At 65.6% G+C, this 25839-nt stretch carries 26 protein-coding genes, 1 pseudogene and 1 riboswitch; of the genes and pseudogenes, 21 read left to right on the top strand and 6 right to left on the bottom strand.

What is annotated here, in order from left to right; genetic code table 11:
- Positions 1-111 precede the first annotated feature (111 nt).
- The 17 genes and pseudogenes from AB1446_01550 to AB1446_01470 all read left to right on the top strand — a co-directional run bounded on the left by AB1446_01550 (position 112) and on the right by AB1446_01470 (position 17412).
- Entirely contained in the window at positions 112-1158 is a 1047-nt protein-coding gene (locus AB1446_01550; GenBank protein ID MEW6545589.1) for a UbiX family flavin prenyltransferase, read from the top strand.
- Positions 1155-2162, top strand: a complete 1008-nt coding sequence (locus AB1446_01545; GenBank protein MEW6545588.1) for an AIR synthase family protein — start codon at positions 1155-1157, stop codon at positions 2160-2162. Before AB1446_01550 ends, AB1446_01545 begins: the two co-directional genes overlap by 4 nt.
- The gene (locus AB1446_01540; GenBank protein MEW6545587.1) at positions 2126-3223 is read left to right on the top strand and encodes a hypothetical protein; all 1098 of its coding nucleotides are present in this window, start codon (positions 2126-2128) and stop codon (positions 3221-3223) included. Before AB1446_01545 ends, AB1446_01540 begins: the two co-directional genes overlap by 37 nt.
- A 119-nt stretch (positions 3224-3342) precedes the next feature.
- Positions 3343-4767, top strand: a complete 1425-nt coding sequence (locus AB1446_01535; protein MEW6545586.1) for an 8-oxoguanine deaminase — start codon at positions 3343-3345, stop codon at positions 4765-4767.
- Positions 4768-4991: 224 nt separating this feature from the next.
- Positions 4992-6572 carry an ABC transporter substrate-binding protein gene (locus tag AB1446_01530; GenBank protein MEW6545585.1) on the top strand — a complete coding sequence of 527 codons (1581 nt, stop codon included), beginning with the start codon at positions 4992-4994 and terminating at the stop codon, positions 6570-6572.
- A gap of 81 nt (positions 6573-6653) precedes the next feature.
- A complete protein-coding gene (locus AB1446_01525) occupies positions 6654-7577 on the top strand; it encodes an ABC transporter permease (protein ID MEW6545584.1) in 924 nt (307 codons plus the stop codon).
- Positions 7574-8398 carry an ABC transporter permease gene (locus AB1446_01520; GenBank protein MEW6545583.1) on the top strand — a complete coding sequence of 275 codons (825 nt, stop codon included), beginning with the start codon at positions 7574-7576 and terminating at the stop codon, positions 8396-8398. Before AB1446_01525 ends, AB1446_01520 begins: the two co-directional genes overlap by 4 nt.
- 32 nt (positions 8399-8430) lie before the next feature.
- Complete coding sequence (locus AB1446_01515) at positions 8431-10173, top strand: amidohydrolase family protein (protein ID MEW6545582.1); 1743 nt, start codon at positions 8431-8433, stop codon at positions 10171-10173.
- A 60-nt stretch (positions 10174-10233) separates the two neighbouring features.
- A complete protein-coding gene (locus AB1446_01510; protein ID MEW6545581.1) occupies positions 10234-11067 on the top strand; it encodes a M55 family metallopeptidase in 834 nt (277 codons plus the stop codon).
- Between the two features lie 220 nt (positions 11068-11287).
- Entirely contained in the window at positions 11288-11731 is a 444-nt protein-coding gene (locus AB1446_01505) for a BlaI/MecI/CopY family transcriptional regulator (GenBank protein MEW6545580.1), read from the top strand.
- Between the two features lie 2 nt (positions 11732-11733).
- The gene (locus AB1446_01500; GenBank protein ID MEW6545579.1) at positions 11734-12693 is read left to right on the top strand and encodes a M56 family metallopeptidase; all 960 of its coding nucleotides are present in this window, start codon (positions 11734-11736) and stop codon (positions 12691-12693) included.
- A gap of 74 nt (positions 12694-12767) precedes the next feature.
- Entirely contained in the window at positions 12768-13370 is a 603-nt protein-coding gene (locus tag AB1446_01495; protein ID MEW6545578.1) for a Fe-S-containing protein, read from the top strand.
- 17 nt (positions 13371-13387) lie between these two features.
- The gene (locus tag AB1446_01490; GenBank protein ID MEW6545577.1) at positions 13388-13903 is read left to right on the top strand and encodes a hypothetical protein; all 516 of its coding nucleotides are present in this window, start codon (positions 13388-13390) and stop codon (positions 13901-13903) included.
- A gap of 28 nt (positions 13904-13931) precedes the next feature.
- Positions 13932-15155 (top strand): FtsX-like permease family protein, encoded by a 1224-nt coding sequence (locus tag AB1446_01485; GenBank protein ID MEW6545576.1) that lies wholly within the window; start codon positions 13932-13934, stop codon positions 15153-15155.
- A 32-nt stretch (positions 15156-15187) separates the two neighbouring features.
- Entirely contained in the window at positions 15188-15886 is a 699-nt protein-coding gene (locus AB1446_01480) for an ABC transporter ATP-binding protein (GenBank protein MEW6545575.1), read from the top strand.
- Complete coding sequence (locus AB1446_01475; GenBank protein ID MEW6545574.1) at positions 15883-17025, top strand: ABC transporter permease; 1143 nt, start codon at positions 15883-15885, stop codon at positions 17023-17025. The genes AB1446_01480 and AB1446_01475 overlap by 4 nt, the downstream gene beginning before the upstream one ends.
- A 126-nt stretch (positions 17026-17151) precedes the next feature.
- Positions 17152-17412: pseudogene (locus tag AB1446_01470) on the top strand (ATP-binding cassette domain-containing protein).
- Positions 17413-17578: 166 nt separating this feature from the next.
- Here AB1446_01470 and AB1446_01465 read toward each other — a convergent pair.
- The 3 genes from AB1446_01465 to AB1446_01455 form a co-directional block, all read right to left on the bottom strand.
- Positions 17579-18784 carry an anti-sigma factor domain-containing protein gene (locus AB1446_01465; GenBank protein ID MEW6545573.1) on the bottom strand — a complete coding sequence of 402 codons (1206 nt, stop codon included), beginning with the start codon at positions 18782-18784 and terminating at the stop codon, positions 17579-17581.
- The gene (sigI, locus tag AB1446_01460) at positions 18781-19518 is read right to left on the bottom strand and encodes an RNA polymerase sigma-I factor (GenBank protein ID MEW6545572.1); all 738 of its coding nucleotides are present in this window, start codon (positions 19516-19518) and stop codon (positions 18781-18783) included. Before sigI ends, AB1446_01465 begins: the two co-directional genes overlap by 4 nt.
- Before the next feature lie 122 nt (positions 19519-19640).
- Positions 19641-20750, bottom strand: a complete 1110-nt coding sequence (locus AB1446_01455; GenBank protein MEW6545571.1) for a stalk domain-containing protein — start codon at positions 20748-20750, stop codon at positions 19641-19643.
- Positions 20751-20912: 162 nt separating this feature from the next.
- Positions 20913-20997: riboswitch (cyclic di-GMP riboswitch) on the bottom strand.
- 203 nt (positions 20998-21200) lie between these two features.
- Between AB1446_01455 and AB1446_01450 the strand changes: the two genes are divergently transcribed.
- The gene (locus AB1446_01450) at positions 21201-21545 is read left to right on the top strand and encodes a DsrE family protein (protein ID MEW6545570.1); all 345 of its coding nucleotides are present in this window, start codon (positions 21201-21203) and stop codon (positions 21543-21545) included.
- Between the two features lie 39 nt (positions 21546-21584).
- A complete protein-coding gene (locus AB1446_01445; protein MEW6545569.1) occupies positions 21585-23180 on the top strand; it encodes an ASKHA domain-containing protein in 1596 nt (531 codons plus the stop codon).
- Between the two features lie 162 nt (positions 23181-23342).
- On the opposite strand, the gene AB1446_01440 is transcribed toward AB1446_01445, so the two are convergent.
- Positions 23343-23510, bottom strand: a complete 168-nt coding sequence (locus AB1446_01440) for a type II toxin-antitoxin system VapC family toxin (protein ID MEW6545568.1) — start codon at positions 23508-23510, stop codon at positions 23343-23345.
- Positions 23511-23529: 19 nt separating this feature from the next.
- Here AB1446_01440 and AB1446_01435 point away from each other — a divergent pair, with 19 nt between their 5' ends.
- Both AB1446_01435 and AB1446_01430 read left to right on the top strand, forming a co-directional pair.
- Positions 23530-23748 carry a DUF433 domain-containing protein gene (locus tag AB1446_01435; protein MEW6545567.1) on the top strand — a complete coding sequence of 73 codons (219 nt, stop codon included), beginning with the start codon at positions 23530-23532 and terminating at the stop codon, positions 23746-23748.
- Complete coding sequence (locus tag AB1446_01430) at positions 23733-24215, top strand: DUF5615 family PIN-like protein (protein MEW6545566.1); 483 nt, start codon at positions 23733-23735, stop codon at positions 24213-24215. The genes AB1446_01435 and AB1446_01430 overlap by 16 nt, the downstream gene beginning before the upstream one ends.
- Here the strand turns inward: AB1446_01430 and AB1446_01425 are convergent.
- Together AB1446_01425 and AB1446_01420 are read right to left on the bottom strand one after the other, a co-directional pair.
- Positions 24212-25126 carry an SMR family transporter gene (locus AB1446_01425; protein ID MEW6545565.1) on the bottom strand — a complete coding sequence of 305 codons (915 nt, stop codon included), beginning with the start codon at positions 25124-25126 and terminating at the stop codon, positions 24212-24214. The genes AB1446_01430 and AB1446_01425 overlap by 4 nt on opposite strands.
- Before the next feature lie 104 nt (positions 25127-25230).
- The gene (locus AB1446_01420; GenBank protein MEW6545564.1) at positions 25231-25479 is read right to left on the bottom strand and encodes a hypothetical protein; all 249 of its coding nucleotides are present in this window, start codon (positions 25477-25479) and stop codon (positions 25231-25233) included.
- Positions 25480-25839: the final 360 nt, after the last annotated feature.

Below are 25839 nucleotides of genomic sequence, written 5' to 3'. Positions count from 1 at the left end.
AGGCGGTCCGGGTTCTCCGTCGTTGGGCCGGGGGCCCGGTTCGGGCCGGGTGGGACGAGGATGGAAGCCGCACCAGGTCGAAACGATGTCAATGGGGGAAGGCAATTGCGAGTGATAGTGGCCGTCACGGGAGCTTCGGGAGCGGTGTACGCTGTGAGGCTGCTCGAGGTGCTGCGGCAGGCCCGGGTGGAAACCCACCTGATCGTCAGCCGCTGGGGTGCGCAGACCCTCAGGGAGGAAATGGGCCTCGAGCCCGAGCAATTGAGGGACATGGCTGCGCACGTGTACGCTCCCGACGATCTCACCGCGCCCGTAGCCAGCGGCAGCTTCCCGGTTGACGGGATGGTGGTGGTGCCCTGCAGCATGAAGACGGTGGCCGCCATCGCCCACGGTTTCTCGGGCGATCTCATCACCCGGGCGGCTGATGTTTGCCTCAAGGAGCGCCGGCATTTGATCATACTGCCCCGGGAAACCCCGCTCAGCGCCATCCACCTGGAGAATCTGCTGCGGCTGGCGCGCCTGGGGGTGGTGGTCATGCCCCCCGCCCCCGCCTTCTACATCCGGCCCGCATCCGTGAGTGACCTGGTGGATCACACGGTGGGGCGAATCCTCGATCACCTGGGAGTCTCCCACGGATTATCCCGGCGCTGGAGGGCCGAAAGCGCGGATGCCTGCCCCTTCCCGGCCCCCTTCACCCCTGCTCTGACCGCTCACGGTAAGGCCGAGCCGGAAGGGCCGGGTGAGGATGTCACAGGCAACCGGCTGGGGCAGTGGGAGGCCTGGGCCGGGGAAGGTCGCTTCCGGGTTTGCGCCCGTGCCTGGGGCACCGATGATGGTTACGTGATCGGGCTTTTCGGGGGCGACCGTCCCCACGTGGGCACGGTCGTGGTGAGCATCCCGCGGCCCAGCCTGGCGGAACCGGGCAGGTACAGCTCGACCTCTTCGGTGATCAGCCTCCCGGCCCACAAAGAGGAAGAAGTGATCCGCCCCCTGGGAGAGGAGCTGGCCCGGGTCACCCGCTCTCCCGTGGTGGGCGTGGCCGGGGTGCACCTGGAGGGGGCCGACCCCGCCGCCATCGAGGCACTGGTGCAGAACTGTCGGGAGGCGGGCAAGCGCCTGCTGGTCTTGCTCGGTCGTGAGGGGGGGTTACGCAGGTGAGTCGCGCGCCGGCGGGGGGCAAGCTACCTCCGGCAATCCTGGAAAAGCTGGTCTTGAGTCACCAGGGTGCCAGGCGCCCGGAGGTGGTCCGGGGATCAGGTATCGGGGTGGATGCGGCCGTTCTCCGCCTGGGCGGCGGCATCTGCGTCATTTCGGTGGACCCCATCACGGGGGGCAGCACCCGTGTGGGGGAACTCTGTATCCAGGTGGCCTGTAACGACCTGGCCGCGGCGGGGGCAGAGCCGGTGGCCGTCGCCATCACGCTGCTGGTACCCGCGGAATTTGGTGAGGAGTACGTGGCCCGCTTCATGAGCGAGGCAGACGGGGTCTGTCAGAAGCTGAACGTGGCCATTGCCGGCGGGCACACAGAGCTGGTGCCGGGCTTGCCTGCCCCCCTGGCGTGCGTGGCGGCCCTGGGGCAACCCTGGCCCGGCTATCAGTTGCCCACCGGGCCGCGGCCGGGTGATGCCCTGGTGCTTACCAAGGGAGCCGGCATCGAAGGGGCGGCGGTACTGGCCGCGGATTTCCCGAATGAACTGGCCTCTCTGGTTTCCGCCCAAACCCTGGCCCGTGCTCAGTCCCTGTTTGAGTCCCTGAGCGTGGTCCCGGAGGCGAGGATCGCCGTAGGTTGCGGGGCTACCTGCATGCACGACGTCACCGAGGGAGGGGTGCTGGGAGCGGTCTGGGAGATGGTTCACCCCACCGGGTTGGGAGTGGAGGTCCGCGCGGATGCGGTGCCCGTGCCGCCGGAGGTGGATGCCATTTGCAGGGCGCTTGGGATAGACCCCCTGCGCCTGGTTTCCAGCGGTTCGCTGCTGGTGGCGGTGCCCGACCCGGAGCCTCTGCTGGACGCCCTGCGGGGGGCCGGCATCCGGGCCGCGGTGGTGGGGTGCCTCACCCGGGAGGGGAGATGGTTGCTCAGGGAGGGGGCCCGTATCCCCATCGTTCCTCCGGAAGGTGACGAACTGTGGCGTGCCCGGCGGATGCTGGCTCTGGCCCCCTGACAGGTTACGAGCGGGTGCGGATGGCCCTTGCCGGCTGTCCTCCCGACCGGGTACCGCGGGGGGAGTTCAAGCTCGCTCCGCCACTGGTGGCCGCCCTGGCGGGTCGGAAGCCGGGCGACGTTCCCCAGGAGGGGCCGGAGAGGTGGCAGGTCGAGGAAGCCGCCATTCGGTGCCTGGGGGCTGACATGGTGGGCGTGGTAGCGGGGGAGCTGGGGTCGCACGCCGGGTGCGCGGCCAGCGGTGAGTGCGCGCCGGACGCGGATTTTGCCGCCGTGCCAGGTGTGCCCTGGCTGCGGGAGGTGGCATACTGGTCGAGCCGCGACCTCTTCGTGTGGGCCCTGGTGGATGGGCCCTGGCAGGGGCTGGCCGGAGCCCTGGGATGGTCGCAGGCCATCATGTTGCTGGCCGGGGCCGCCGCGGGCGACCACCACACGGGCCGGGGAGACCCGTCCGCCGGGGCATGTGGGGCGGACCGGTGGGCAGGACCGGGCGGCGAGTTTCCGGTGGAGGTCGAGGGGTTATGGTTCCTACAGCTGGACCGGGTGCTGGCCCAGGTGGGTCAGGCGTTGGAGGCGGGCGCCGATGGGATCGTGCTGGGGGAAGACGTGGCTTACACTGATGGCCTGCTGCTGTCCCCCCGGCTGATCCGTGAGCACTTGTGGCCGCTCTGGCGGGAAGTGGTGGACCGCTGCGGGGCGGTGCGAACCCTGCGCGGCGAAAGGCCCCTGCTCGTGTTTCACAGCGACGGCCGGGTAGAACCACTCATACCTGTAATCAGGGAGGCGGGCTTCGACGGCCTCCATTCCCTGGAGCCAGAGGCAGGCATGGACGCCGCTGCCCTGGTCACCGCTTACCGGGGGCGGTTGGGCCTGCTGGGGGGCCTCTCGGTGGACCTGCTCAGCCGTGGCACCCGGGAGGAAGTCGAACGGGAGGCCGTTCGCCTGGCCCGGGCAGCAAGGGAGGGGGGGCTGGTGGTGGGATGCTCCTCCGGGCTGTTGCCCGAGGGTGTGAGCGCCGCCAACCTGCTCGCGGCCTACCGGGCCCTTGATGTCCCGCTCTGATTGACTGCCGGCAGGCCCGGGGGGTGCTCCGCCGCCCTCCTGCACTTTCTGCGGTTGGGCGAACCAACGTGGACGGGGCCGGCGAGTATCTTCCTTGGCTGGTGAGGGGGAACGCCAGGATGAAAATGCTCATCAGGAATGCGGATTGGATCGTAACCATGAATCCCCGCCGGGAGCGCATACGGGGCGGAAACGTGCTCATCGACGGGTGCCGCATTGCCGCCCTGGGCAGGGGGGCCGGGGAAGGGGAGGAGGTAGACCGGGTCATCGATGCTTCCGGAATGGTGGTTTTGCCGGGGTTCGTGAATACCCATCACCACCTTTACCAGACCCTGACCAGGGCCATCCCGGCGGTACAGGATGTCCCCCTGTTTCCCTGGCTGGTCACCCTGTACGAGATCTGGCGGGAAATCACCCCGGAGGCGGTGTACCTGGGCGCGCTGGTGGGGTTGGGAGAACTGTTGAAGAGCGGGTGCACCACTTCCACCGACCACCACTACGTGTTTCCGCGATGCCGCGCGGAGGGCTTCATCGAGGCCGAAATCGAGGCGGCCCGGCAACTGGGGATCAGGTTTCATCCCACCCGGGGCAGCATGTCCCTGGGACGCAGCCGGGGCGGCCTTCCCCCCGATGAGGTGGTACAGGACGAAGACGCCATACTTGCCGATTGCGAGCGCCTGCTGGACCGCCACCACGATCCCGCGCGGTACTCCATGTGCCGCCTGGCGCTGGCGCCCTGTTCCCCCTTCTCTGTCACTCCGCGCCTGATGAGGGAAGCGGCGGGACTGGCGCGCTCCCGGGGCGTTCTCCTGCACACCCATCTTGCCGAGACCCGGGACGAAGAACGTTTCTGCCTGGAGAAATTCGGGTGCCGGCCCGTGGCATACGTAGAGTCGCTGGGATGGTTGGGCCCGGACGTGTGGTTCGCCCATGCCATCCACCTGGATGACCGGGAAGTGCGGCTGCTGGGAGAGACCCGTACCGGGGTGGCGCACTGCCCTGTGTCCAACATGAAACTCGCCTCGGGCATATGCCGGGTGAGGGATCTGCTGGAGGCCGGGGCCCGGGTGGGGCTGGCGGTGGACGGCAGCGCCAGTAACGACAGTTCCGGCATGTGGGGAGAAATCAGGGTCGCGTATCTCCTTCAGAAGCTGGCCCTGGCGGATCGGGGTCTTTCGTCAGAGGAGGTGCTTTACCTGGCCACCGCGGGCGGGGCAGCCGTCCTGGGCCGCGACGACATCGGTTACCTGGACGTGGACATGGCCGCGGACATGATCCTCATCGATCTGGGACGGTTGGAATTCGCCGGCACCGCGGAAGATCCGGTGGTGGCGGTGGTGGCTACCGGCCCCGGTCCGGTGGATACGGTGATCGTGAACGGACGGGTGGTGTTGGAGCACGGGCGCCTGGTGGGGATGGGCGACGAGCGGGAGGTGGCCAGGGAGGCCACGAGGGTTTCCCGCGAGATGGTGCGCCGTGCTTCCGCCCGCACTGGCATCGACTACCTGAGGCCTTCTCCCGGTCTGCGTTCCACCGCGGGGTAGCTGGCACGATAAACCGGCTGCGGCGCCGGTCGCGCCCGATTGACAGTGGTGGATGGCAGGTTTTATACTGAGCTCAAAAGAGAGGGCGCCTTCTGGCACTAGACCGAAGGCGAGGCGCCTTATTTTTACCCGGAGGGGGGGTGTCGTGCGCAGCACACTCGACTGTTTACGGGGGGTCAGTACGAGGAGCATTGGACTGGTTGCCGCGAAGGAGGATCGGACTGATGAAGAGATTTGCTACCGGTGCGGTGGTGGTGGCCCTGGTCTTCAGCCTGTTGCTTGCCGGTTGCGGGTCCCGGCCGGCTCAGCAGGAAAAGGTGCTCAGAGTGGGGATCGTCAATGATCCCGCGACCTTTGACATTGACCGCACCACCTGGATCGAGGATCCGTTCTTCGTGCTCTATGATTACGGTCTGGTGGCCATCGACTTCGACGGGAAGTTAGTGCCCAGCATGGCCGAGTCATGGGAAGTCTCCCCCGATGGCAAGGTTATCACTTTCAAGCTCAAGTCGGGGTTGAAGTTCCACGACGGTACCAAGCTGGATGCCGAGGCCGTGAAGTTCCGGCTCGAGCGCATGCGGGACGACCCCAAGGGACTTAACCGCGAGATGGTGAGTTCCATCGCCGATATCAAGGTGCTGGACGAACGCACCGTACAACTCACCTGTTCCCAGGTGGACGTCTCGCTGTGGACCACCTTCGCACAGACCTTCGCCTCATTCATGTCCCCCGAAGCTATCAAGAAGTTCGGCGAGGACTACGGGCAGCACCCCGTGGGGGCGGGGCCGTTCAAGTTCGTATCCCACACACGGGGATCGGAGATCGTCTTCGAGAAGAATCCCGACTACAAATGGGCTCCGCCGTTCTACAAGAACCAGGGCGCACCCAAGGTGGACAAGTTGGTATTCCGCATCATCCCCGACGAGGCCACCCGCATCCTGGAACTGGAGAAGGGTAACATTGACCTGCTGTTGACGGTGCCGCCCCAGCAGGTGGCAAAGCTCAAGGAAAACAAGGATATTCAACTGGTCGAGTACCCCGAGAACGGCATCCGGTACTTCGGTTTCAACTGCCAGAAGTGGCCCTTCGACGACGTTCGGGTTCGCCAGGCCATGAACCTGGCCATCGACCGGGATGAGATCGCGAGGGTGGGCTACGACGGCCTCGCTACTCCCGTATACACCGCGCTGCCGCACCACCTCCCCGGCCACTCCAAGGCCCTGGAAGAACAGGCTAAGTCCGAGTACGGGTACAATCTGGAGCGGGCCAAGCAGGTGCTGGCCGAAGCGGGCTGGAAGGACACCAACGGCGACGGCATCGTGGAGAAGGACGGCAAGGCCCTTGAGTTCTCCCTGTGGATCACCAACGACCCGGTGGATCAGAGGGTAGCCCAGCTCATCCAGAAACAGGTGGCCGCCGTCGGTGCCAAGCTGGACATCCAGGTTATGGAGGAAGCGGCCATCCGTGACGGCACTCCCAAGGGCCTGCACCAGTCCATCCTGTGGCAGTATGGCTGGAGCGACCCCGACATCCTCTACTTCCTGTTCCATAAAGAGAGCGGGCGGGTGCGCATGCACTGGGGCACCGACGAACTGGACGAGCTTCTGGTGAAGGGTCGCACCACCGTCGATGCCGCCGAGCGGGCCCAGTACTACGAACAGGCGCAGCGGCTCATCCTGGACGGCGCCCCCTGGGTGCCCCTGGTTGTGCGCAAGGGCTTTGTGGCGGCGCGCACCTGGGTCAAGGACCTGCGCTTCAACCCGTTCGTAGGAATCCTGTATAGCGACATCTCCCTCGAGAAGTAGGCCGAGAATCGGGTTGGCTGGCTCCGGCCGGGCGCACGATCCCGGCCGGAGCCTTGCCCGGAGGCGGGGAGGTAGGAGGATCTGCGCTACCAGTACGTTGCTCGCCGTCTGTGGCAGGGTTTCCTGGTCCTGTTAGGTATATCGGTTATCGTGTTTTTGATGATCCACATGGTACCGGGTGATCCGGTACGGCAGATGCTGGGTGAACGGGCCACGCCCGAGGCGGTGGCGGCGCTGCGCCACGAGCTGGGCCTGGACCTGCCCATGCACATGCAACTGGGCCGGTTCTTCGTTCACCTTGCCCGCGGGGACCTGGGCCGGTCGCTCCTCACCGGCGTTCCCGTGGCACAGGAGTTGCTGCAAAGGTATCGGGTGACCATGCAACTTGCCATATACGCGCTCATCATCGAGGCGCTGCTCGGGGTCACGGTGGGCATCCTGGCGGCGGTGCGCCGGGGCACGGCCGCCGATTACCTCGCCACCTCGATGGCGGTGCTGGGGATGTCGCTGCCCTCCTTCTGGCTGGCCCTGGCCCTGATGTGGCTCTTCGGGTACGTGCTGGGGTGGTTTCCCATCAGCGGTTACCAGGGGGTTTACCACCTGGTGTTGCCTTCCTTCACGCTGGGTATCCTCTCTGCCGCCTACATTGCCCGCGTCACCCGTTCCAGCCTCCTGGAGGTCCTGGGGCAGGATTACATCCGGACGGCGCGTTCCAAGGGCCTTTCCGAACGGGCAGTGCTGTACCGGCATGCCCTTAAGAATGCCCTGATCCCGGTGGTGACCATGGTGGGGCTGGATCTGGGGTACCTGCTGGGGGGAGCTATTGTCACCGAGACGGTGTTTGCCCTGCCTGGAGTGGGCTCCTACGTGGTGAAGGGAATCCTCACCCGCGACTTCCCCGTGGTGCAGGGAGGGGTACTGGTGGTGGCGGCTACCTTCGTGCTGGTCAATCTGATGGTAGATCTCGTATACGGGGCCCTGGATCCCCGGGTGAAGGCCTCATGAAATCTCTTCGGCGGGTCATGAGGCAAAAAGGCATGGTGATCGGGGCAGCAATGGTCCTGGCGGTGGTGGCCTGTGCCGTCCTGGCTCCCTACATTGCCCCCTACGGGCCCCTGGACATGCGGGTCGAGGACCGCCTGCAGCCCCCGTCGGTCAGACACCTCTGCGGGACAGACGAGTTCGGCCGGGACGTCTTCAGTCGCATCGTGTGGGGTTCCCGCATTTCCCTCAGCATGGGGCTTACGGCCACGGTCCTGACGGTCGTACTGGGGACCCTGGTGGGGATCCTGTGGGGTTACTACCCCCGGCTGGGAGGATTCATCGCCCGGGTGGTCGACCTGTGGCTGGCCTTTCCCACCATGCTGTTTGCCATCGTTATTGTGGCCATCCTGGGTCCGTCGCTGCGTAACGCCATGCTGGCGGTGGTGTTCTCCATGTTGCCAGGGTATGCCCGGGTGGTGCATAGTGCTGTACTTCCCCTGCGGGAAAAGGAGTTCGTGGAAGCAGCTTCCGCTGCGGGGGCGCCCAACCGGCGTATTCTGTGGCGACACGTGCTGCCCAATATCGGAAACACGATCATCGTGCTGGGTACCCTGCACTTCGCCAGCGCCATACTGATGGGGGCGGCCCTCTCTTTTCTGGGGTTGGGAGCACAGCCCCCCCAGCCCGAGTGGGGCGCCATGATCAATACGGGCAGGCAGTGGCTGGGTCTGGCCTGGTGGCTCTATATATTCCCCGGTATCGCCATAGTGGTGGCAGTGCTGGGCATCAACCTGTTCGGGGACGGGTTGCGCGACCTGCTGGATCCTCGGCTCAAGGCATGAGTGCCCGGCTCGGGGCTGGGAGGGGGTTGCGGGTGAATCGCTTTGATGTGATTGTTACGAGCGGACTGGTGGTCGACGGGACCGGGCGCAGGGGATATCCGGGCTGGGTGGGAGTACGCGGAGGTCGCATAGCTGCGGTGGCGCCGCTGCCCCTCCCCGAGGGAGTGGAGGCGGACCGCGTGCTGGATGCTACAGGTCTGGTGATTTCGCCCGGGTTTATCGACATCCACTCTCACGGTGATGAGACGCTGCTCCTTTATCCTTCCGCACCCAGTGCGGTGAGGCAGGGGATAACCACCTTTGTGGGGGGTAACTGCGGGTTCTCGCCTGCTCCCCTGGGCCATATGTGGGTACTTTCGTTCTGGGAATTCGACTGGTGGCACGAGGTGGCTCCCTACAAGTATTACGAGCCAACCATGCGGCCGCTCGAGGTGGTGCGCCAGAAGGCCCGGGAAAGACACGGGCTGGATATCGACTGGCGATCGTTCGGGGACTTCCTTTCGCGGGTCGAGGCCGCCCGCCCGGCGGTGAATTATGTCCCGCTGGTGGGTCACAATGCCCTGCGCACGGTGGTCATGGGCTCCGATTACGCCCGTCCGGCCCGTCCTGAGGAACTGTCGGCGATGAAGGAACTCCTCCGGAGCGCGCTGGAGGAAGGGGCTCGGGGCATGTCCACCGGCCTGGATTACGAACCGGGCGGGCATGCGGAGACGTCCGAAATCGTGGAACTGGCCCGCGTGCTCTCGGAGTACGGGGGGATATACGCCACTCACTGGCGCCGGACCGGTATCCGCAAGGGGACTCCCCAGCCGGCCCTGGCCCGAGGGCTCAAGGAGGCGGTGGAGATCGGCCGCCAGGCGGGGGTGAGGGTGCAGGTTTCCCACCTGGTGCCGGCATACCGCGTGTACCCCGACCCGCCGGCTTCCCTGTTCAACGCGGTGGCGGAAGCCACCCTGGAGGTGCTCGAGGAAGGCCTGCAGCAGGGGGTGGACATCTTTTTCGACGTCATCCCCAACACCGACGGGGGAGTGGTGATCGCTCCGTACCTGGTGTCCCTCCTGTCCCCCTGGCTGCGGGATGCCGGTTCACCCGAGCGGCTGGCCCAGATGCTGGGTGCCCCCGACTACGAGGCCGAGGTGCGCGAATTCATCGAGGCGGGCAGGTGGTACTCCCTCAACCCGCGCAGTGATCCCCGCTGGGCGGAGGCCATAGTGATCCTCCAGTGCGAAGACGCCTCCCTCGAGGGCAAGAGCCTGGCCACCGTTGCCCGGGACCGCGACGGCGATCCCCTCTCTGCCCTGTTCGACGTGGTGCGCCGGCATCCGCGCACGCGGGCACGGATGGGCATGCTGGGCCGGGAGGAGGCCATCCGCGTTTTCTTCGCTCACCCGCGCTCGATGGCATGCACAGACACCTTCATCTTCGACGAGAACTGGGAGGTTCGCCATCCACCGTACTACCTGCCCCATCCCAACACTTACGGGGTTTTCCCCAGGTATCTGCGCCGCTACGCGGGGTCTTCCCTCGAGGAAGGGGTCGCCCGCATCACCTCGCGACCCGCACATGTCCTCGGCCTGGACGACCGGGGCGTCATCCGGGAAGGGGCCTGGGCCGACCTGGTGGTGTTTGACCCCGAGGTCATCGACGAGGGGGGTGACTACCTGGAACCCCGGCGTTACCCCAGAGGGATCAGGTGGGTGCTCGTGAACGGCCAGGTGGTGGTGGAGGACGGCGTGCAGCACGAGGTTCGCGCGGGCCGTATCCTCGCCCGCTGACTGTCCCGCGCACTCTTTTGGCGCGGGGTTACATCTCGCTGCGGCTAGGGGGTCTTTGCCGTGAAGGTATACGTGTCGGCGGATATGGAGGGTGCCACCGGGGTGGTGGTGCGCCCGCACGTGGATGCGTCCAGTTCCGAATACCAGAGGATGCGGAAGTTGCTGACGGGGGACGTGAACGCAGCCATCGAGGGGGCCTGCCAGGCCGGGGCCACCGAGGTAGTGGTCAACGACGCCCACGGCAACATGATCAATATCCTTGTGGAGGAACTGGATTCTCGGGCCCGCCTTATCTCGGGACTGAACAAGCAGCTCCTGCAGATGGAGGGAATCGACGAGACGTTCGCCTGTGCCTTCCTGGTGGCCTACCATTCCCGGGAGGGGGCGGACGGGGGCGTCCTCAATCACACCCTGGTCGGGCGGTTAGTCGACGAGGTGAGACTCAACGGCCATCCTGTGGGGGAAACGGCTATCAGTGCTGCCATAGCGGGTGCTTTCGGCGTCCCCGTGGTGCTGGTAACCGGTGACGAGGCGGTGACGCGGGAAGCCCGCGCCCTGCTGGGCGACATCGAGACGGTGGCGGTGAAGAGCGGCATCGACCGCCTGAGTGGTGCCAGCCTGCCTCCCTGCCGCACGCGGGAACTGATCCGCGAGGCTGCCGCCCGGGCGGTAGCCAGCCGGGGGCGGATCGAACCCTACGTGGTGGCCGGGCCGGTGGAATTCCAGGTGGATTTCAAGACTTCGGCTGCGGTCACCACCGCTACGCTGTTTCCTCAGGTAAAGAAGGTGTCCTCGAAGACGGTGGCCATCTCCGCCCCCGGCTACCTGGAGGCGTTCCGCATGCTGTGGGGTGCCCTTCTCCTGGGTCTTGCCGGCTCCGAAGGCACGCTGTAAAGAGGCCACTAACCTGGCTGTGCTGAGTTCGGGTCCTCGCGCCCATTCCACCCTGACCCCGCGGTTTTCGGTCCACTGCAGGTTCTCTCTGCAAGGTCCAGACCGGTCCGGCCAGGACTGCCCGCAGCGCTCTGCCCATTCACGGAGACGCTGCGGGTCTTACTATTGACTGTAGTAGAGCGCCTGGGTATAATGCAGGGGAGTGAAGGGGCTGGTAGGGATGGGCAGGGAGATTCGCTTCGAATTCCGCCCCCGGGAAACGGGGCTGACAAAGGTCCTCGGGGAACTGGAGGCGGAGGTGATGGAGGTGGCCTGGCGCCTGGGCCGGGTCACGGTGCGGGACGTACTCGGGCATCTGGCGGGTAAGCGCCCCCTCGCCTACACCACGGTGATGACCACCATGACTCGCCTGGCTCAGAAGGGACTCCTCGAGCGGGAGCAGGAGCGCAACTATTACGTGTACCGGCCGGCCCTGACTCGGGAAGACTTCATGGACAGAGTGGCCAGGACGGTGCTCGACGGCCTCCTGGAGGAGTTCGCCCGCCCCGTATTTTCCCACCTGGTGGAGAGGATGGGGACTGAGGACGAGGCCAGGTTGCTGGAACTGGAGCAGGTAATCAGGCGTCGGCGGTTGGAGGAAAGGCGGTCGGAGGAACGGAAGTAGAAATGGCCTACCTGCACCCGCTCATCGTCTACGCTTTCTCCGGAATGTTCGTGGGCGCTGCCCTGGCTGCGCTGGCCACCAAGTTGCCCGGCTTACCGCCCGGTGCCAGGCGAGCCGTTTGGTGGGCTCCCCTGGCGGTGCCCTTTGTCCTTTACGTCGCCTCCTGGGCCTGGCGCTGGCGGGTCGCCTGCTGGGTACCCGTGTTGGGCGGAGTGGGGTACGCGGGTGCATTCCTGGCCTGGTTATGCTGGGCGGGGACCCTGCTGGCCTATCTGCTCGCACCTTTTTTCGTGGTCTCCCTGGCGGCAGGGGTAGGCAAAGCGGCGGCGGGAGCGTGGATGGCGGGGCGCCTCTGGCGCCGTTTCGGGCCCGAGCCGGGCGACAGCCGGGTCGCCCTTATGGCGGCGGGTCTGGCAGAGCGCATGGGGATGAAGCCGCCGGTGGTGATGGTGACGCCGCATCCCTTGGCCCATGCATTCACGGTGGGCATCTGGCGACCGGTGGTCGTTCTGTCTCGCCAGCTGGCGGATCAACTGGATGATGAAGAACTGGCGGCCGTGCTGGCCCACGAACTTGCCCACGTCAAATCCTGTGACCACTTGAAGAAGTGGTTGGGTGTGATGCTGCGGGACGCGCTCCTTTTGACCGGCCTCTCCTTGCCCGTGTTCCGCAGGCTGCAAGCAGAAACGGAGGCGGCGGCCGACGCAGTGGCGGCGCGGGTGACGGGCAAGCCCCTGGCCCTGGCCTCAGCACTGATCAAGGGCTGGAAGCTGGGGACAGCGGGGGCGTGGTGGCAACTGGCGCTGGATAACTTCACGCCCTTGCTCGCAGCCGGTGAGGTACAGCGGCGGGTCGAGCGGCTGCTCGAGCCACCGTCCCGGTCTCTTTCGGCCCGCGGGTCGCGGTGGGTACCGGCGGTGGTGTGGGTGCTTACGGCACTAATTTTGGTTCCCCTCTGCTGATCGGCCTTTCTGCTGATCAGCCCTTTTTATGGGTATGTCTACTACGTAGTGTAGGAGGACGGGGGGTTACAGCGATGGGTCCGGTTGTGGACAAGAGAGCGAAGGTAATGGGGAAAGGGGGTGGGCAGCGGCGCCGCGTACCCCTGCTGGTGGCGGTGCTGGTGGTCGTGATGCTGGCAGGGGTGGTGCTGGTGGACCGGGGGACGCCGGGGTCTTCCTCGAAGGGGGGATCTTACAACCTGGGGTCTCGCAAATACGACCCGGGCCGGAGAATACAGCAGACAGAGATCGTTCCGGACTTCCGTGACGGGAGGATCTACGTAGACCTGGCCAGAGTGAACGAGAGAGGGATTGTCAGCTTCAAGATCCCCAACCAGCCCGTCACCCTGCCCAACGGCACCACCTTCGACTACTTGCCCGTGACGGTCTACGTGGCACCGTCAGGGCGGGTAGTGGCGGCCGTCTCCTTCTGCGAGCCGTGCAGCGGCACGACTTTTCACATCCGGGGAAATCGGTTGGTATGCAACGTGTGCGGCACCGAATGGAATCTGGAGGATCTCAGGGGCATCTCGGGAGGGTGTGTGAACTTCCCACCCGACGAAGTCAGGTACCAGGTGGAGGGGGGTAACCTCCTCCTCGACGAACAGGAACTTCGATCCTGGAAACCCAGGGTTTAGAAAGGGGACGGAAGACGATGCAAGATCCTTCGGGGCGGCGGCCTGAGCGGGTGCTCGTGGTGGTGCTGGTGCTGATGGCCGTGCTGTTCGTGGGCTTCCGTAGCTGGGCTGGCGCCCAGGCGGCCGGGGTGGACAACTTTCCGGGTGGCTACGGCGGTATTTTCGCCCTGCTGGCCCGGGGCCCGGGCTCAGGTGCCGGAGCCTCCTTCGGGGGAGGCTTTGGCGGTTGCTGCGGGGCCGGGCGAGGCGGTTGTCCGTTCTGGGCAGGCAGCGGCGGGAGCGGCGTTTTGCCGGGTGGCGGTGCCGGCGGCGGCAGCGGCAGTGGGTGGCCGGGGATAGGCGCCGGGATGCTCGATGTGCGGGCCCTGGAGCAGGCTGCCCTGGAAGTTTACCGGCAGCAAACCGGCGACACGGGCCGGGTGGAAGTTCGTGTGCGGGATTTCGGGTGCCACGTACAGGCAGACATTTATAAGGACGGCCGTCTGGTCAAGAGTTACAGCTACCGCCAGGGCCAGTGGCAGGAGATCTACTAGCGGCGGACGGTCGCAGGGGGGTCGGGACGTGGGGCTCACCGACATGGCCTGGGGCAGCCTGCGGCGTGCGGCGGGGAGGACGGTATTCCTGCTCCTGGTGATCGTGTTCAGCGTAACCACCCTCACGGTCATGTTTTCCGTCACAGGAGCGATGAGAACCGAGATCGGGGACGCCTTCGATCAAACAGGGGCAAACATCCTGGTATTGCCCCAGGCGAGCAGGCGGTTCAGTTACGCAGGACTGGCCTTGCCAGCCACTTCGGTCAGGGAGCAGTACCTGCCGGAGGTCAGTGCCGAAACGGTGCGCTCCATAAAGAACCGGGAAAGCATCGCCATCGTAGCCCCCAAGCTGCTGGCCATCGTCGAGACCCCGCAGGGGCGCGCCACAGCCGTGGGCGTGCGCTTCCCGGCCGAGTTGAGGCTCAAGAAGTGGTGGAGGATACGGGTGTCTCGCGCGACGCTGCTCCATGGCGAGTCGATGCCCGCCCGGCAGACGGATTATGCCCCCGCTTACCCCCCGCTGGGGGTGGGTCCCACGCAGGTCCTGCTGGGAGCGCAGGTGGCCGGGCGGTGGCAGAAGGACGTAGGAGACACCGTGCGGCTGAACGGGCGGGCGTTCGAGGTCGCAGGTGTGATCGATCCCGTGGGCTCCGATGAAGACCGGGCGATCTGGGTTGACCTGCGGGTACTGCAGGAACTTACGGGAAATACGGGTCGGGTGAGCTTGATTGAGGTGGCGGCGCTGTGCAACACCTGTCCCATTGAGGAAATCGTGAAGCAGGTCGCAGAGAAGCTTCCGGGATCACGGGTAACCGCCATCAAGGAAGCCGTGGAAGCACGCCGGGCAGTGGTGGACCGCTTTGGCCATTTCGCCCTGGCACTCGCGGTGACGGCGGGGATGCTGGGTGCCCTGGCCGTCGCCCTGGTGTTGCTGGGCTCGGTCAGAGATAGGACCAGGGACATCGGTATCATGCGGGCGCTGGGATTTCGCCAGGGGCACATACTGGCGCTTGTGTACCTCGAAGCAGGAACGCTGGGCCTGGCGGGAGGGTTGCTGGGTTCCTTCCTGGGTAATGTGCTGGCCCGGGTGCTGGGACCTTCCCTTGCCGGCATGAGGGTGGCTATTTCCCTTGATCCCCTCCTCTTCGCGGTGGGTGTCGGTGGTGCTGTGCTACTGTCCCTGCTGGCAGGCACGGTGCCTGCCTGGCAGGCTGCCCGGATAGACGCCGTGAGGGCGCTGCGGTTCCTGTGAGGGAACTGGAGGAAACGGGGGTTGACCACGGGATGAGCCTGGTTCGGGCGGAAAACCTGCGCAAGGAATACCTGAGCGGTGACGGTCGGGTGGTGGCCCTCAGGGGCGTTTCCCTGGAGGTCGAGGCCGGGGATTTCGTGGGCGTGACGGGGCCGTCCGGTTCCGGTAAGAGTACTCTCCTCGGCATCCTGGGAGGCCTCAACCCGCCCACGGCCGGGCGGCTGGTGGTGGACGGTATGGATATCTATGGGCTGCACCCGGAAAGGCGGGCTGACTTCCGCAACCAGTACGTGGGATTCGTGTTCCAGGAGTTCCAGCTCATTCCCTACCTTACCGCCTTGCAGAACGTGATGCTGCCCCTGGTGGCAAGCGGGATCCCCCGGCGGCGACAACGGGAGATGGCGGAAGAGGCTCTGGCCAGGGTGGGCCTGGCCGACAGGTGTAACCGCCTGCCCAATCAGTTGTCAGGTGGCGAGCAGCAGCGGGTGGCCATTGCGCGGGCCGTGGTTAATGGCCCGCCCATCGTACTGGCCGACGAGCCCACGGGTGCCCTGGACTCACGGACCGGTGCGCAGATCCTGGATCTGTTCGCAGGGCTCAATGGCGAGGGCATCTGCATCATCATGGTAACCCATAACCTGGAGAACCTGCGCTACGCGAACAGAGTGTTGACTATGCGCGATGGCACACTATGGCCGCAAGACGCGGGCAGGGACGGGTGGGGGCAGTGACGCTGACGGAGCTGGCCCTTTGTCACCTCAAACGGCGGCCCGGGAGGGCGGTCATACTGCTCCTGGGGCTGGGGGTGAGTGTCGCTACAGTGGTGGGGTTGCTGGCCATCACCTTGACCATGGAGAAACAACTCGGCGAAGAGTTGCGTTCCAGCGGGGTCAGGGTGGTGATTTCCCCCGCGCGCCAGGAATGGAACTTCACTTATGCCGGCTTTCCGGTGGGGCCGGGGCTGAGTTACCAGGTGGCGGACCTGCCTGCCGACACCTGCACCAGGCTGGAGACGGTGGACGACATCGATCTGGTAGCCCCCAAGCTGCTGGAACTGGCGGCGGGGCCACTCGGGGATGAGGTGCTGGTGGTGGGAGTGGAGTGGGAGGCAGAGAGGAAAATGCGACCCTACTGGCAGGTCCGGGGAGCATACCCGCAAGGGGAAGGGGAGGTCCTGCTCGGCTCCCACCTGGGGGAGTTATGGGGGATCGGACCGGGTGGCGGGGTCTCTTTGTTGGGCAGGCAGTATCGGGTGGCCGGGGTCCTGGAGGAGACGGGCCAGGAGGAGGACGGGCTGCTCTTCCTTTCCCTGGAGGAACTGCGCCGCCGCCTGGGCCGACCCGGCGCCCTCACCTTCGTGGAAGCGCGTGCCCCTTACCGGGTCGACCTGGCGGACCGCCTGGCGGAGCTGTTGCCCGAAGCAGAGGTCAGCCTGGTACGAAACGTGGGGGAGGCTCGCCTTGCGTTACTGGAGCAAATCCGGTCCCTGGTGCCGCTGGTCACGGTGGTGGCGGCCATGGCGGGTGCCCTGCTGGTGGCGGCCATGGAATTCTCCGCAGTGAGAGAGAGGACCAGGGAAGTGGGAATCCTGCGCGCCCTGGGCTACCGCCAGCGGCGCGTATTGCAGGTCTTCCTGGTCGAGGTACTGATCCTGAGCACAGGGGCTGCGGTGGTTGGCTACGGAGTCGGCCTGGCAGCCGCCCGCATCCTGCTTTCCCTGCTCGATCCGTCGTCGAGGACGATGGGCTTGTACCCCCAGCTGGGACTGCTGGTGTGGGCCGGTGCCGTGGCGGTCGGCCTTCTGGGCGCATATTTCCCGGCCCGGCACTCCTCCTGCCTTGACCCTGCCCGGGCTCTCCGCTTTCTCTGAGCGCGTCCCCAGGGCCGGCGACCCGCCGCCAGCCTCCCCCTGTCGCTGCCGCCGCCCGAGAATTTGGAACTCGGTGCGGGTTGCATTGGCGGTGGGCAGGGGGGGAGCCGGGGAAGGTACGCCACACAGGAGCGGATGGAAGCGGTGGAACGGGTTCTCGAACTGTTTCCCCGCTTGAAGGAACGGCTGCTGCCGACAGCGGGAAGCCTTTCGGGGGGAGAGCAGCAGATACTGGCCCTCGCCCGGGCCCTGGTCGCCCGGCCGCGCCTCCTCTGCCTGGACGAACCCACCATGGGCCTCAGTCCCGCCCTGGCGGGCACCGTGCTGGAACACGTGCGGGCGATAAACGAGCAGGGGACTGCCATCCTGCTGGTGGAGCAGGCGGCCCGTGCCGTGGCACCGTGGGGCGTGACCTGCTACGTCCTGAAGGAAGGCAGGGTGGCTTACCGGGGGAGGCTGGACGCTCCCGATCTTCTGACCGACCTCCAGCTCATCTGCCTCCATTGATCCGGCACCGCTCTGGAACTGTCCTGCGTGCCTGCCTGCGCGCTGCCTACCTGCCTTCCTCTTCGCCGCTTGCGGGCGGCAGGAGGTCATTCATGGAATGGGGCGGCTCCTCGGCCTGCTCCTGGGATGTCCCCTCCGGGCAGACTGCTGTCTGACCGTCGCCGTCCGGTTGCGTTTCCGGGTGCGGGGGTGGTTGGGTAGCCTGAGGGGTGCTCTCGTCTTCGTCAGCCGGTGGTTCCTCGGTGTCCTGCTCTGGCGGCGGCGGGGAAACCGTGCCGGGGCTGCTTTCCAGAGTGGGTGTGCTTTCGCCGGGGGCGCCAGCGGGCTCCTCACCCGAGCCGGGGCCGGGCTTTCCTCCAGATGGACTTGCCCCGTGCGAGCCCGTCTTCTGTCCGCCCGGTGAGTCCGGCTTGTTGCCGGGCACAGCCGGGGATCGATCGTCTTTCCCGTGCCAGCCTTCACCCTGGGTGAACTCCCGTTCCTCTTGCGTCGTGCCCGGTTCTCTCTGGTCGGGACGCCCCGTGACCAGGCTAAGCACCTGGGCTATCGGTTCCCGGCAGACCTGTTCCAGGGTGACTTCCGCCCCGGCGCGACGGGCCGCCAGATAGAGGGCCATCCGCCCGGCCGAGATGTGGTGACGCCTGGCCTCCTCGTGGACCTGCCGGTCGGCAGTCCATCCTTTGACCTCGACTTTGAGACCCCGTTGCTGCAGCACCAGGCGAGCGGCAGTTACAGCTTCCTCGCGCAACCGGGCAGGATCCACCCCTGCGGTCGTCCCGGCAGGCACGACTGCAACCAGCACCGCCCCCGGACGGTCCGCGCCGAGATAACCCTGCTCCACGGCGCGGAGCGTGAGGTCAGAGAGCGTCTTCACCAGGCTCCGGCGGCGGTACGTCAATCCCGCAAGCAGCCTTTCCCCGTCGGGATTGAAGGCCCAGGCGCTGCACACTCTCTCGCGGGCGTCTACGCCCAGTTCCAGGCTGGGGTTGATGTCCACCGACACGTAAGCCACCACCGGGCCCAGTGCCCACCAGTGGCGGTAGGCCAACCCGCTGCCGGCCAGGAGGAGGACCAGCACGCAGGCCAGGGCCAGGGCCGGGCGCAAGTAGGCTCGCGGCTCCCGGTCCGGCCAGGTCACCTCCTGCCCCGGCCACCAGCCTTCCCGGCCAGTGGGGGTGCGGAGGAACTCGCCGTCGGGCGTGAGCACGATGGCCATCTTCCCCTGTATCTTTAGCACGATTCCCCGTTTCACGTCGCCATCCCCTTCGGCGAGGGTGATCGCGGGCGCAGGTAGTCCTGGAGGTAAGGGAATTCCTCAAGCAGAATCAGGGTCAGGGCGAGGATGTATTTGCGATTTCGCTGCAGCATGTCACGTCCCAACCCCAGGGCCTTCTCGAGTTCTCGTACCGGCAGCCTGCGCTGGGCCAGTGCTTGCCTGGCCAGCTCCCGGTGCTCGGCCAGATAGCGGGCCGCCCGTTGCGCGCGCTGCCGGCTGTCCTGGTGCCTGGGAGACACTCGAACCAGCTCCCCCAGGCCAAGTCCGATTTCCTTCAGCCTGGCCTCGAAACGGGCCATTTCTTCCCGCCTTTCCCAGGCCTCCACGTAGACCTGGTGCGCGGTCTGGGATGCTTGCATCTGCTGCGGTGAGTACGTGTTCCCCTCTTCGTCGTCCTGCTCCAGGGCCGAAAGCGGGATTTCCCGCGCTTGCCGGGACTGGCGCCGGTAGTGGTCAATCAGCCGGCGCCTGATCACGGTCTCGCAGAAACTGAGGAAGCCGACCCCGTGATCCGGCTGGTAGCTGTCGATGGCCTCGTTGAAGGCGACCAGGGCTACCGACGCGTCGTCGCTCGATCCGGTTACGAACTTCCCTCGCACCTGTGCCGCGACGCGCAGCGCGAAGGGCTGGTAATCCCGCAAGAGGATTTCCCGGGCGTACGCATCCCCGGCCTGGGCGCGCGCTACGAGGTGGTCGGGGCCGGGATTCACCCTCACACATCCCTTCACAGGTAGTGGCTGCAGCTCTAAGATTAGATCGAGCAGGCACTGCCAGAGCGGAAGGGCCCGGGGCATCGTTGCCCCGGACCCTGTTGGTGTTACACGCCGATATGCTAGTTGACCGACACCACCTGTCCCTGCGTGAACCATCCCACCCTAGCCCCGAGGCTCTCGGACAGGAAGCGCAGAGGTACCATGGTTCTGTCCCCCACGATTACGGCGGGCACGTCGAGAGTCACCTCTACGCCGTTCACGCTGGCCCGTAGCGAGCCCACTGGCAGCACGACCGTAATATCCCCCTTGACCACAGTCACCAGCCGCAGCTTGCCATCCCACTTCACGTCCGCACCCAGCGACTCGACAATGGCCCGCAAGGGCACCATGGTCCTGCCCTGGGGCGTTATGAAAGGCTCGACGTCAAATGGAACCTTCTTGCCCTTCACGAAGACCTTGACACCGTGCTGGCCCGCCTTATCGTAAAGCTCACCGAGCTTGGCGTACATGTCGTCCTGCTCCGGCTCGGCAGCGACCGCCTCCTCCATGTCCTCGACTGCTTCCTCGACCTCACCCAGCTGATCCTTCAGGATCGCCCGGTAGGCATACACTGCCCCCGGAACCGTGGAGTCCAGGCTCTCTAGCTCGGTGAGCGCGGCTTGCGGGTCACCTGCGGCCCGCAGGCACAGGGCCAGCATGACGGCTACCTTGGCGCCGGAACCGGGCAGGTTCTTCATCTCCTTAAGGACGGATATGGCTTTGTCGTACTCGCCTGCCGCCTTGTATGCCACAGCCAGCTTCCAGAGTATCCGGGCATCTTCAGGTTTCTGATCTCGCTGCTGCTCCAGCTTTGCTATGCGCTTCGCAAGACCCGCCGGCGTTCCTGCATCGGGCTCGTCAGGCTCTTCTTCGCTCTCCTCGTCCGAGGCCACGGCCTGTTCCAAATTTGCTTCGACCTGCAACCGGAATTGCTCATCTTCGTCACCGGGCTCGGCCTCAGGAGATGCGGAGTCACTCCCCTCGTCCTCGTGCTCGTCTTCACCGGATGCCAGCGTTGCATCATCGCCTGCGGTCCCCGGGGGTTGCTCGCCACCTGAGCCAACCGTGGTGCCGGCAGCGGCATTACCACCCGCCGGTTCTTCTCCGGTTGCCAGCGCCGTGTGTACTACCCCTAGCAGGAAGATGGATACCAGCAATAGGACCAGGAAGCCCCGAACTTGCTTCTTCATGTTCATCACTCCTTCCCCGAACCGATCGATTCTTCGCCCCCGTTCCCGCGCATCGACAGGGGCTTGGGTTGGGAAGCCTGGCCGACTGCTCAGGACAAGAGACCCGACCTGCCAACCACCTCCTTGCGGCAGCCGGCAGGCCGGAAGGGAATCACAGGATCCCCCAGCGGCCGGGCTGCCATAGCGTTACGCCTTAGGCCCCGTGGCTTTGCGCCCCCGGCTTTCGCCGGGTTTGCCTTTTTTGGGGGCTGATGCCGGTTCCCTTATATTCTTCGCAGGACCGCCACGATTTGGGCGGTGGGAGGTGCGTGCTTTGGAACCCTGTGTGGCGGCGTGATAAAATGTGGGCGGACGAGGAAGTGGCTGTCCGGGTGCTCAGAAGCCTCGGGGCTGCAACGCCTCTTGTGTGGAGGACATTAGCCCCCATTGGGGGTTGGGAGGTTGCTTGGTGTGGAAAGGGTAAGAGTCATCTTCCACGTTTCCGACCGGTTGCGGTGGGATCGAGCTCTCCTTAACGCCACCAATTTGCTTCTGGATGCAGGGGCGGAAAACGTGGAGGCCGAGATATTGGCCAACGGCCCTGCCGTAGCGGCGTACACCGGGGAGAAGGCTGACCTGCTGCTCCGCATGGAGGACCTGAGTCGGTCGGGGGTCAAATTCCTGGCCTGTCGCAACGCACTCCGCATGCAGGGCATTGCCGAGGAGACGTTGCCGCATTTTGTCACCGTGGTACCCGCAGGGGTCACGGTTCTGGCGACGAGGCAGCGGCAAGGCTATGCCTACATCAAACCGTGACCGGCCGGCGTAACCTGCGGCGTCGGAGAGGAAGAACACTTGGAGATAAACAGCACCATCCTTACGGATTGCCGTCGGGTCACGGTTCCGGAAGTTTCGCCCCTGGGCGTGCGGCTGACACTGGAGTTGAGTCCACCGTCCTTGCAGGACAGCCGGGCCGACGTTGACCGCCTGCGCGCTGCCGTCGAGGAGCGTTCGTTCCGCCCGCTGGAAATACCACTCGATCTCATGCGAGTGATTCCGGTCGCCTGCCGGCAAGGTGAGTGGCGGGTGAACGTGGTGGTCGCCCGCACGGCTGGCGGTTGGCGACTGGCCAGGGTGGAACCGGGCCGGGCCCACGGGCCCTGGTGCGGGCTCGCGGTCGACATAGGGACCACCACCGTGGTTGCCAGCCTGGTTGACCTGGAGCGCGGCGCGATCCTGGGGACGGCGGCTGACTACAACGGACAGCTGCCCCTGGGGGAAGACGTCCTGAGCCGCATTTGTGTTGCCAGCACGCCCGAGGGCCTGGCTGCCCTTCAGGGAGCGGTTAGCGAGACCATAAACAGGCTGGCACACGAGCTGTGCTTTCGGGCAAAGGTCGACCCGGGGGAAGTTTTTGCTGCGGCGGTGAGCGCCAATACCACTATGGCTCACCTCTGGTTGGGTCTCGATCCCCGCCGGATTTGTCGCGACCCCTATACACCGATCGTGAACTGCCCGGGGGTACTCCGGATGCAGGAGGTGGGGTTGGCGCTATCACCTGCGGGTGCGGTCTACGTGGTCCCCGGAGTGGGTAGCTACGTGGGCGGCGACGTTGTAGCGGGTGCGTTGGCGGCCGGGCTTCTCCATCGGGACGAAGTGTGCCTCTTCGTGGATGTGGGGACCAATGCCGAGATGGTGCTGGGGAACCGTGAGTGGCTGGTGGCCTGTGCGGGAGCGGCGGGCCCCGCGCTGGAAGGAGGGGTGGCCGGGCACGGGATGCGGGCAGCGCCGGGGGCGATCTGGCGCGTGCGCGTCGATCCCGCCACCCGACGGGTGAGTTACCGGACCATCGGTAACCTCCCGCCGGTGGGCATCTGCGGTTCTGGACTTATAGACTGCATCGCGGAGTTCCTGCTGGCAGGGATCGTCGATCGCGCTGGTCAGTTTACTGACGGTCGACACGAGTTCGTGCTGGTTACGGCCGAGGAGTCGAGTACCGGTAGCGTCATTGCTGTTACCCAGCGGGATATAGATAGCTTTCTCCGGACCAAGGGGGCTGTGAACGCCGCGCTGGAAACCCTGCTGGCCGCGGTGGGGTGCGGCCTCGAGGACCTGGGTTACCTTTTCGTGGCGGGCGCTTTCGGCGAGTACGTGGACCTGGAATCGGCGGTTACCGTCGGCCTTTACCCCGATCTCCCCCGGCACCGGATTGTGCGGCTAGGCAACTCAGCACTGGAGGGGGCCCGGCAGGTGCTGCTTTCGGAAACCTGCCGACGGGAGGCAGAGGAGATCGCCCGCCGGATCACCTACTTCCAACTCAACGCGAGTACCGAGTTCATGGGTCGCTTCGCCGGTAGCCGGTTTCTACCTCACACCAACCTGGATTTGTTTCCCACGGTTAAGGCCCGCCTGGAGGCAAGGCGGGGTCCGGCGGCACCGGGGCCGTCGTGACCACGCGGCATACGGCTAGAGGCAGGTGAGCAGGAAAGCCGCGCGGCGCCCGGGCGCGACCTGATTGTCCGTCGCTTCACGTGGGTTAACGCAGCCTCACGCTGATGGAGCAGTGCGCGTAGCACCAGCGGCAAGCCGTGCTGCCCCACGGTGCCCCGGGCACTACGGTTCGAGGCGGACCACACCCGGCACCTTGTCGAAATCCCTGTCGAAGGAGTAGATTTCGGTCTGGCTGCGGGAGAGCATCTGGGCAGCGACAAAGGCATCGGTCCAATCCAGGTTTTCCGCGGCGTACAACCGGAGGGCTTCGCGAGCGACTCCCTTGCTCAACAAGCGGAGGCCCCGCATTGTGGTCGATCCGGGCGTGCGTTTCGGTAAACCGATGGTACGGGGAACTCGCGTTCCTGTTGACCTCGTGCTGGGGAAGTTGTCTTCCGGGATGACCTTTGAGGAGATCCAGGAGGAGTACGGATTGGAGCGGGAGGACATCCTCGCGGTACTTGCGTATGCTGCCAAGGTGGTGGGTCAGGAACAGGTGCGGGTGACCGCAAGATGCGGTTCCCGATAGATGAGGACCTGCCCCGTTCGGCGGCGCTGAGTCTGGGGCAGGCCGGGCACCTGGCTGATCGCGTCAGGGACGTGGGTCTCCGCGGCAGACCGGACCGCGAGATTTTCCAGTGGGCCCAGAAGCATCGGGCTGTGCTCGTGACGGGCGACATGGGCTTTGCCAGTACCGTGGACTTTCCCCCTGGGTCGCATTGCCGCATCGTGGTGCTGCGGTTTCCATACGAGGCGTCGGTAGCCTCGGTCAACAAGGAACTCTCGTTGCAGTCTCATTGCTCTCCCAAGGGGATATTCGCGGCTTCATTGTTGTGCCGGAACCCGGCGGGCGGATACGGATTCGCAGGCCATCGTAACCCTCTTTTCGGATGCAGAGAGCGCAAGCTACAGGCACGTCCTTCCGAGATCTGGTGGGCTGAGAGTTGCGCAAACCGGAAGCGGCTTCTGGCATTGGCTGGACCAGGACCGGCTTAGCGGGCAAGGCCCAGCAAGACGACTCCCAGGCAGATGGCCGCTCCGGCCGCCCAACGGCGAGCGGTGATCCGTTCTTTCAGCACCAGGCGGCCGAGCAGCATCGAGAACAGGACGCTGCTCTCGCGTAGAGGGGCCACGTAGGAAAGCTTAGAGGTCCGCATAGCGAACAGCACGAGCAGGTAAGTGAAGAGCATGAAAAAGCCCGCAGCCACTGCCCGGGTTCCGTTGTGGTTCCACTCGGAAACCAGTCCCTCTCGCCAGCTTCTTCCTCCTGCCGCCGCACGCCGGTGCTGGCCGAGGTAGGCAAACAGGATGATGACCGCGGCACAAGCCATCACCAGGTATACGTAGGCAAAGGGATGGCTCACGGACACGCCCACCTTGTCCACCAGGCTGTAGGTAGCGATCGACGCCCCGGTTCCCAGTGCCCACCACAGCCGGGAGACTTCCATCCGCCGCCCCCGAGCGCCGGGGACGAACGGAAGATGCCCACCGACATGTTCGGACATCCAAAGCAGACCCATGCCGGCCAGGATTGCCGCTATGCCGGCCCACCCTGTGGCATCTGGCCTCTCCCCCAATATGACCGTGCCCCCGAGGGCTGCCAGGGCGGCGCCTGACCCGCGTGCCACGGGATAAGCGAGGGATAGATCGGCACGGCTGTAGGATATCGACAGCAGCGTAAAGTACAGCCCGTGGACCGCACCGCTGGCCACCACACATGGCCAGGCTTTTCGGGCAAAACCCCCCAGATCGTATACGATCAAGAAACCCGGCAGGTACAAAAGCACCGTGGCCGTAAGCATGATGATGTTGAAGGCCATACCCCCGCGTCCGCCCTTGAGCAACATGTTCCAGCCGGCGTGCAAGAAAGCGGCAACCAGAACTACCAGGAACCAGCCCGCGCTCACGGCGGTATCCTCCTTTGTAGATCCAGGCCTGGCGCCCGGGCAGGAAGTTGCCCAGAAGAAGAGCCTGTTGGCGAAACCGGCGAGCGGGTGGCAACGAATAGCAGCTAAGTTCCCGAAGCCAGTTCCTCGACCTTGATGCCCCGGCTGACCAGGTAGTTATTGATGGCATCCGGGGGTCGGGGAGGTGTTTCTTTGCCAGTTCCAAGTGCTCCTTCACGAGGCCGGGCTGGTGCCGGTGATCCGGTGCATGACCTTTCCGGCAGGGGGTAGTGGCTGAGCATCAGCATTCGGTCAAACAGGTAGATCGTGCGGGCGATCTCGGTGGTGGGGTGGGCCTGCAAGGCCAGTTTCACCGCGGTGCTTTTGTGGTTCGGGTGTAGTCGTTTGCCGGCGTAAGGTGGGAGCTGCCCGAACTCAGATCGGCGACCCGCTTGTGATGCCGGAATTGGGGCCGCTGCTGCCCGGGCAGTCGGGGGTGGCGGCTGCACCGCGGGTGTGCGGCGGCCTGTCCGTGCACGGCGTGAACTGCCCTTGGTGGGACAAGCGGCGGGGTACCCCCGCGCGTACGTGCTCTCCCCCGCTGGTTGGTCTTTTGGTTCGCACAGTGCTTCTTCTGCGACGCAGGCTGGCAGCCAGGCGCTCCGCACGTTTCCGTACGTGAGCTTCGGGCTGTCCGTGACGGTGCCTGGGGCGGGGGCAGCCCTTATACGTGC

This window comes from Bacillota bacterium (genome assembly GCA_040757085.1).
GTDB lineage: Bacteria > Bacillota > Sulfobacillia > JACIYH01 > JACIYH01 > JACIYH01.
The sequence above is the reverse complement of the archived record's forward strand: the minus strand, read 5'-3'. Positions and strand labels throughout refer to the sequence as shown.

Coding starts and splice junctions, on each gene's coding strand:
- AB1446_01535 (MEW6545586.1), top strand. CDS start 3,343: ATGAAAATGCTCATCAGGAATGCGGATTGGATCGTAACCATGAATCCC.
- AB1446_01530 (MEW6545585.1), top strand. CDS start 4,992: ATGAAGAGATTTGCTACCGGTGCGGTGGTGGTGGCCCTGGTCTTCAGC.
- AB1446_01520 (MEW6545583.1), top strand. CDS start 7,574: ATGAAATCTCTTCGGCGGGTCATGAGGCAAAAAGGCATGGTGATCGGG.
- AB1446_01505 (MEW6545580.1), top strand. CDS start 11,288: ATGGGCAGGGAGATTCGCTTCGAATTCCGCCCCCGGGAAACGGGGCTG.
- AB1446_01500 (MEW6545579.1), top strand. CDS start 11,734: ATGGCCTACCTGCACCCGCTCATCGTCTACGCTTTCTCCGGAATGTTC.
- AB1446_01495 (MEW6545578.1), top strand. CDS start 12,768: ATGGGTCCGGTTGTGGACAAGAGAGCGAAGGTAATGGGGAAAGGGGGT.
- AB1446_01490 (MEW6545577.1), top strand. CDS start 13,388: ATGCAAGATCCTTCGGGGCGGCGGCCTGAGCGGGTGCTCGTGGTGGTG.
- AB1446_01480 (MEW6545575.1), top strand. CDS start 15,188: ATGAGCCTGGTTCGGGCGGAAAACCTGCGCAAGGAATACCTGAGCGGT.
- AB1446_01455 (MEW6545571.1), bottom strand. CDS start 20,750: ATGAAGAAGCAAGTTCGGGGCTTCCTGGTCCTATTGCTGGTATCCATC.
- AB1446_01430 (MEW6545566.1), top strand. CDS start 23,733: ATGCGGTTCCCGATAGATGAGGACCTGCCCCGTTCGGCGGCGCTGAGT.